Source organism: Bavariicoccus seileri WCC 4188 (assembly GCF_000421665.1).
In the GTDB taxonomy this organism is placed as follows: Bacteria; Bacillota; Bacilli; order Lactobacillales; family Aerococcaceae; genus Bavariicoccus; species Bavariicoccus seileri.
Map to the genome: position 1 here is coordinate 1 of NZ_ATXL01000068.1, position 7,214 is coordinate 7,214.

4 protein-coding genes and 2 pseudogenes are annotated in these 7,214 nt (G+C 36.7%); 4 read left to right on the plus strand and 2 right to left on the minus strand.

Features of this window, described 5'->3' with window-relative positions; translation table 11 throughout:
* The first annotated feature begins 386 nt into the window (after nt 1-386).
* Together H541_RS0110145 and H541_RS13730 are read left to right on the plus strand one after the other, a co-directional pair.
* A complete protein-coding gene (locus H541_RS0110145; protein WP_022797187.1) occupies nt 387-2,183 on the plus strand; it encodes a heavy metal translocating P-type ATPase in 1,797 nt (598 codons plus the stop codon).
* Between the two features lie 306 nt (nt 2,184-2,489).
* Entirely contained in the window at nt 2,490-2,615 is a 126-nt protein-coding gene (locus H541_RS13730; protein WP_022797188.1) for a hypothetical protein, read from the plus strand.
* A gap of 381 nt (nt 2,616-2,996) precedes the next feature.
* Here H541_RS13730 and H541_RS0110160 read toward each other — a convergent pair whose 3' ends face one another.
* Nucleotides 2,997-3,293 (minus strand): hypothetical protein, encoded by a 297-nt coding sequence (locus tag H541_RS0110160; protein WP_022797190.1) that lies wholly within the window; start codon nt 3,291-3,293, stop codon nt 2,997-2,999.
* A 220-nt stretch (nt 3,294-3,513) separates the two neighbouring features.
* Between H541_RS0110160 and ald the strand changes: the two are divergent.
* Nucleotides 3,514-4,634: pseudogene (ald, locus tag H541_RS12615) on the plus strand (alanine dehydrogenase).
* A 56-nt stretch (nt 4,635-4,690) separates the two neighbouring features.
* Here the strand turns inward: ald and mprF are convergent.
* A complete protein-coding gene (mprF, locus tag H541_RS12365) occupies nt 4,691-6,865 on the minus strand; it encodes a bifunctional lysylphosphatidylglycerol flippase/synthetase MprF (RefSeq protein ID WP_022797191.1) in 2,175 nt (724 codons plus the stop codon).
* A gap of 141 nt (nt 6,866-7,006) precedes the next feature.
* Between mprF and H541_RS13065 the strand changes: the two are divergent.
* Nucleotides 7,007-7,214, plus strand: a pseudogene (locus H541_RS13065) (transposase); the annotation flags it as partial.

A 7,214-nucleotide genomic window follows, 5' to 3' on the forward strand; every position in this document is an offset into this window, starting at 1 on the left:
CTTAGATCTGCTACTAACTTAGATCTGCTACTAACTTAGATCTGCTACTAACTTAGATCTGCTACTAACTTAGATCTGCTACTAACTTAGATCTGTTACTATTCTATTCTATGATAAATGAAGATCCGAGATACCAAAGGAGTGGGAAGGCTAGGAGATACACTGGCAATGAAAATAGTATCATTCTAAAAAATATAATTTATGAGGGGTAAATTTGGAGTGAATTTTAGTAGTAATTATAGGAAAAAAGTAAAAATTATGGCAGTAACTGAATGAGGACTGTTTTCTTTTAAAATAGAATGATTATCGTTATCATTCGCTGGATTCTCATTTATACAAGGCTTAAAATAGAATAAAGAAAAACAAGGCGAGGATTTGGTGATGCAATGTCTAATTTCAAAAAGTTTATAATAACGGTTACAGTCGGAATCGTAGCGTTGATAGCAGAGTTTGGTTTTAAACAACCAAAAATTGCTTTTTGGTTGATCTTACTGATTGGTGGAATCACAACTATTTCGATGTTTATTGGAATGATCAAAACATTGAAATCTGGGAAGTATGGTGTTGATATTCTAGCAATCACGGCTATTGTTGCAACGCTAGCTGTAGGTCAGTATTGGGCAAGTTTGACTGTATTGATTATGCTAACTGGTGGTGATAGTTTAGAAGATTATGCTAGTCGGCAAGCGGGTAAAGAGTTAAAAGCATTATTAGATAACACACCAACAACTGCTCATTTATTATCAGATGATACGGTGACCGATGTTAAAGTAGAAACAGTTAAAATAGGCGACCGTATTCTAGTCAAACCGGGCGAAGTGATCCCAGTCGATGCTACTGTTGAAAAAGGAAGTTCTTTTGTTGATGAATCGTCCTTAACGGGTGAATCAAAGCCTGTCGATAAAACGGTTGGGGATGAGTTAATGTCAGGATCTTTAAATGGAGACGCTGCATTGACGGTCAAAGTATATAAAGAAGCAAAGGACAGTCAATATCAGTTATTAGTTAAACTAGTTAAAGAATCCGCTGCTCGACCTGCTAAATTTGTGCGATTAGCTGATCGTTACGCTGTACCTTTTACACTAGTTGCTTATCTCATTGGTGGTGTCGCGTGGTTCTTATCGAAAGACCCTGTTCGGTTTGCAGAAGTCATGGTTGTAGCCTCGCCTTGTCCACTGATTCTAGCAGCACCAGTAGCTCTAGTAGCAGGTATGAGTCGATCAAGTCGGCATGGTATCGTTGTTAAAACAGGAATGACAATCGAAAAATTAGCAAAAGCTCAAACGATTGCATTTGATAAAACAGGTACGATTACTGCTGGACGATTATTTGTGGATCGAGTAGAGATAGCAGATTCAGCTTATGACCGTCATACAGTGATTCAATTAGCAGCAAGTGCCGAACAAGCGTCAACCCATATTTTATCTCGCTCATTGATTGCAGACGCCAAGAAAGAGAAAATCAAGTTGCTTCCAAGTGAGGACTTGGAAGAAGTCACTGGTCAAGGTATTAAAGCAACTGTAGATGGAAAATCTGTTAAAGTGGGGAAAGCAGGATTTGCACATACCGAAAGTCACCTATCTTCAGATGAAACAGCTGTTTTTGTCTCTGTGGATGATCAGTTTATTGGGATGATCACGTTTAAAGATGTCGTTCGTAAAGAGACACCAGAGACAATCAACAAATTAAAGGCATTGGGTATTGATAATATTTCATTGATTACTGGGGATAAAAATTCTATTGCTCAAACAATTGCAAAACAAGTAGGAATCACTAATGTCCATTCTGAGTGTTTACCAGAAGATAAAATTGCTATTTTAAAAAATGTGAATGATTCTGAAAGACCAGTCATTATGGTTGGAGATGGTGTTAACGATGCTCCAGCATTATCAATCGCTGATGTCGGTATCGCAATGGGAGCACATGGCTCTACCGCAGCAAGTGAAAGCGCAGATGCCGTTATTTTAAGAGATGATTTGGGGAGAGTTGCAGAAGCAGTAAACATTTCGCAGAACACCATGAAAATTGCAAAACAATCCGTTTTAATAGGTATTTTTATTTGTGTATTTTTGATGTTAGTTGCTAGTTTTGGCGTTATTCCAGCATTACTTGGTGCCGCGTTACAAGAAGTCATCGATACAGTCTCGATTTTGTCCGCTTTAAGAGCTAAAAATGATCGGTAAAATTTTGGTGTTTCTAGTTCATATCTCAATAGAGAAATAATGAAAGGATTAAGCGTTCTAGTTTTTGAGCGTTTAATCCTCTTTTAATATGCTATTTCTTTTTGGTGTTGAATCAATTAGTTAAATAATTCTTTTTATCTTATCATCCAATAATTAATCCAATAATCTGATGACGGATAGACTGTAAGTTCAAAATATTGCGATTTTTAGTTGTCTTCAATATACTAAAAGTAGGTACTACAAGTGTTTAAAATGTCACTAAAGTCATGGTTGATGCAAATAGTCCAGTCAGTGAGGTGACACATCGTGAGTATTTTAAAAGACAAGGATCGTCCAAATGCACCAGAAAGTTTAGTAGAGGCACATCATCAGAAAGATCAGAATGAACCCCAAAAAGCTATGCCAATTCCAAAGCCTGGAGAACATCGGTAGCCAGTGTTTGTTCGGCAACAGGCCTATGCTTCCATTTGGTTTTGGATGATCATAGGTTTAGTTGTAGGCTTGTTCATTGGTTGGACAGTATCGGACATCACGTTATGGACAATCGTAGGTCTAGTTATCTCAGCGGTAATTGGAATAGCCATTAAGTTATTTGTAAACCAGCGGGCTACATCTTAAAGTATTTGGTAACATTTAGATTATTAATGAAAAGTAAAAATGTCATGGCAGCCTATTAAAAGCTACCATGACATTTTTTGTGCCTAAAGGTAATTAGTAAAATTAGAAAAAGACAACTTGATTGGAAACTACAAAAATTAATAAAAGAAAATACCCAACAAAACTGCTTGGAAAAAAACTGTACAAGTGAGCATACTATTTTTTATCTGGGAGTTCTTTTTCGCGTAGTTCACGTTCTTCCCTGTGAACAACCAAGGCTTTTTTGATGGTATAGTAAAATAATCCTATACCGACAAAGAACATTGGAATTTGCGACACTAAGCCACGCTTAACATATAGGGCACTGTTGTAATAATCTCCATCCGTGCTGGTATCGGGAAAAAGCAATGATCCGAGATTATCTAATAAACCAGCGAGAGAGACAAGAGCAACGATAAAACTGATAATACAAATCATGTACAGGAATAGTTCGAGAAAATTAAAACGCTTCATGATAACCATCTCCTTTTAATTATTATACTAGACTATTAAATAAGGTGATAGTAATCTGCCACGTCATAACTGTTTATTTTGCTGATTCGCAGGCTCGATTACTCAGCTATTATTTGTCTATTTTAGTTGCCTATCGTATACTAAAAATGATGATAGCGCTAACAAAATCTTCTGTAGTCAGTTAAAATGTTGTTTAAAAGACAAAAAAGGAGTTGATGGCATGATTGTTGGGACGGTAAGGGAAGTAAAAGCCCAAGAGTACCGTGTTGGGTTAACGCCAGATGCGACAAGGGCTTATGTCAGAGCTGGTCATACTGTTTTGATCGAACAAGATGCTGGAGTGGGCTCGGGGTTCTCGGATGATTTATATGCTAATGCTGGTGCGGCAATCGTTTCTTCTGCAAAAGAGGTTTGGGAAAAAAGTGATATGATTGTTAAGGTAAAAGAACCTCTATCTACAGAATATGAGTTGATTCGTGAGAATCAGATACTATTTACTTATCTTCATTTAGCGGCAAATAAAGAATTATTAGAGCTTCTTCTTGAAAAAAAGTGTCTAGCAGTTGCTTATGAAACTATCCGTGATGCTCAGGGTAACTTACCATTATTGAAGCCAATGTCTGAAATTGCTGGTCGATTGAGTGTTCAGGTAGGTGCTAGTTGTTTAGAAACACAAGCGGGCGGTAAAGGTATTTTACTTAGCGGGATACCTGGTGTCCCAAAGGCTAATGTTGTTATTATTGGTGCAGGAAATGTTGGATTAAACGCTTGTCATATTGCCGTTGGAATGGGAGCAAATGTGACTGTACTAGATGTCGATCTTGAAAAGTTAGCACGTATTGATACATTATATGGAGCTGCAGTTCAGACCTTATATAGTACGGCTACGACTATTAAACGAGCCGTTGTCGGTGCTGATTTAGTCATTGGTACGGTACTTATTCCAGGAAAAAGTGCCCCAAAATTGATTAAAAGATCCTACTTAAAAAAATGCAAGCTGGGTCCGTATTTGTTGATGTGGCTATTGATCAAGGCGGGTGTTCTGAAACCAGCAAACCAACAACCCATGAAGACCCTACCTATATTGTAAACGGTGTTGTACACTATTGTGTGGCAAATATACCAGGGGCTGTTCCTAGGACGTCAACAATTGGACTCAATTATGCGACGCTTCGTTATGGGTTAGCTATAGCTTCAAATGGACTATTAAAGGCTGTTAAACAGACAATGGGTCTTGGATTAGGAATCAATTGTTATCAGGGAAAACTGGTGTCACGAGAAGTTGCAGAATCTTTTGATTTGACTTATCAAACCATTGAATCGTTGTATCAAGAAATGTGACGTTTTATTAGATATAAGTTAATAAGTATTCTCAAATGAAAAAAATCAGCTAGAACCTAGCTGATTTTTTCGTTTTTATTTTTACCGACGACACGTAATAAGTGAATCATATTATAAAAGAAAGAACTTTTCTTGGTATAGACGGTATATTTAGGTATCCAAGTAGATACATACTTTTCTTTGTATTGGCGAAGACCTTTAAATGAATAGAAGTTATTGCCAAATTCATAAAGAAAACAACCTATGCGTTCTTCCCAAAAGCTCTGCTCCGAATGACCGACATTTGAAAATGGTGCCATTCCTAAATTAAATGAAGTGTATCCTTGTTCTTGAAAATAGCTAAATAAAGAAACAAATAGGAAATCCATTGTTCCATTTGGGGGATCTAATGCGTGACGCATTAAATCGACTGAAATATTTTCCTCCGTATAGGAGGGCATGATGTTGGCAAAGGCGATGATAGCCCCCTCATGATTTTTTACAATCGCTATAGGAGCCTGAGAAAGGTAGTCTTTATCGAAGAAACCGACAGAAAATCCTTTTTCAGGTCTTCCATTTAACCAATTATTTGAAACAGCATCTAGTTCTCGAAACAAATCATCTGAAAATGGGGGCATTAGGACTTCAAAAGTGATTGATTGTTCGTTGAAATGATTCATGATTGATCGTATGCCACGATTCTTTTTTCCTTTTAAACTAAAGTTTTTTAGATCAACCCAACCTTCTTCTCCCATTTTGATAAAGTCATAGCCAAATTCGTGGAGATACATGACAAAATTTTCTTTCACTTCATAAAAAAGAGGTTCAACACCTTCAACATCACAATCATCTAGGAAAGCCTGGATCAGACCTGGAAAATAGGCAGAATCGCCAGAAGGTTCGCCCATCACAATGTATTTGTTGGAAGAGTTTTGAAATTGTAAAAAAGCAACGTCCTCACCGCTACTATTTTGATAGTAATAGGTATACTTATCTTTAGTAAAAGCTAAATGACTTGTTTCATTTCCACCAAAATCATTTAAAACTTTTCGCACCCTTTTAGTATCAGTTGGATCTAACATATCTGACTTTCCTTTACTGAGGTAACGAAAAATTAGGGAATTCAGTAAACCAATCGCCAATACAATCATAAAACTAGCCAGCCAAGCTTTTTCATTTGGGAATAAATAAAAATCGACAAAGGCTTTTGGTAGATGTAAATGATGTTTGTAGGGGACGAATTGGATGCCGATAATTAAATATAAGATAATCAAAGAAAAGTAAATCGCACCATCAATCGTAAATGCTTCCCATGAATAATGCATTCTGGCTCTTGAGTAATAGTTTTTGGACAGGAATACGATAATTAGTAAGGCTATAAAAAACAGAGTGGTGAACAAAGAGAAATCGTCTAAGAATGTAAATAATGTACTAAAGGCAATGACTCCTAGGGTAAACCAATAAGCTTTCTTGACACGGCAAGCTGTGGCACGACCAGCAACTAGTAGTAAAAATCCAATCACAATACTTGGGACTGAACTAATTAAATGGAAGGAAAAAATATCTAATCGTTTTAACCAATTAATTGCGACAAAGGCATCGGGAATTGCAGAGGTTAGTACAAGTAAAATGCCAGAAAAATACAAGGCGCTAATCAGAAAAAAAGAGGTAAACTTTTTCCATATAATGCCCGGAATACCACGCCATTTTTTATTGATACGTGATGCAAGATTTTTCCCAAACAAAAGTAATCCAATTAAGAAGGGGATAATAAAGTAAAACAAGCGATATAGAAATAACCAAGTGAGAGCTACTTCTCGACTAATGCCCAATGATTGTAATCCGATAATCATAAATAAATCAAAACTACCAATACCTCCTGGTATCATGGAGAGAATACCAAGAATGAAACTTGTAATTAGGATTGGGAACAAATCAGATAGTTGGTAAGAGACACCAAGAATAAATCCAGTGAAAGCAAAAAATGAGAAGACGCCCAACCATTCTAGGACAGAGGATCCTAATAGCCAAAAGATTTCTCGTTGTTTTAAACTTGACCAGATTCTGGCTTTTTTGCCACGAGTAATCACTAAAAGACAAGGGAAATAGAGACTACCACCAATCACCCAAACCCAGTAATGATTCATGATAGCGGGTTGGAGATTAAACAGCATTAGGACTAAGGTAACCAGTGACAAAACAGATAAACCTGCTGTTGTGAAGAAAAGAATTACTGAACCTGAACAATTCATACTTTTCGTTGAAACATGTGCCAACTGCCTAACGGCAGCTTAAATTTACTTTTTCATTTTCACCTGTTAAGTGATGAAAAAAGAACCCCATTCTGATATGGTAAAGGTGTCTAAACCAACCATAAGAAAGGAGTTCTCTTCATGATTAGCTTACACAAAAATTAGGTAAAATTCAATTCAAACATCATCATTTCGCATACAGGTGGTCGTTTATCGAGTGATTCGGGTTTAGTCTTAGTTAAAGAAGTAATGGATACCTTCAAGTTTTCTGATTTGGCAAAATCACTTCTGGACATTAAAGATAACCGTGCTTACTACACGCATGATAATTTAGCGATATTAGAACAGC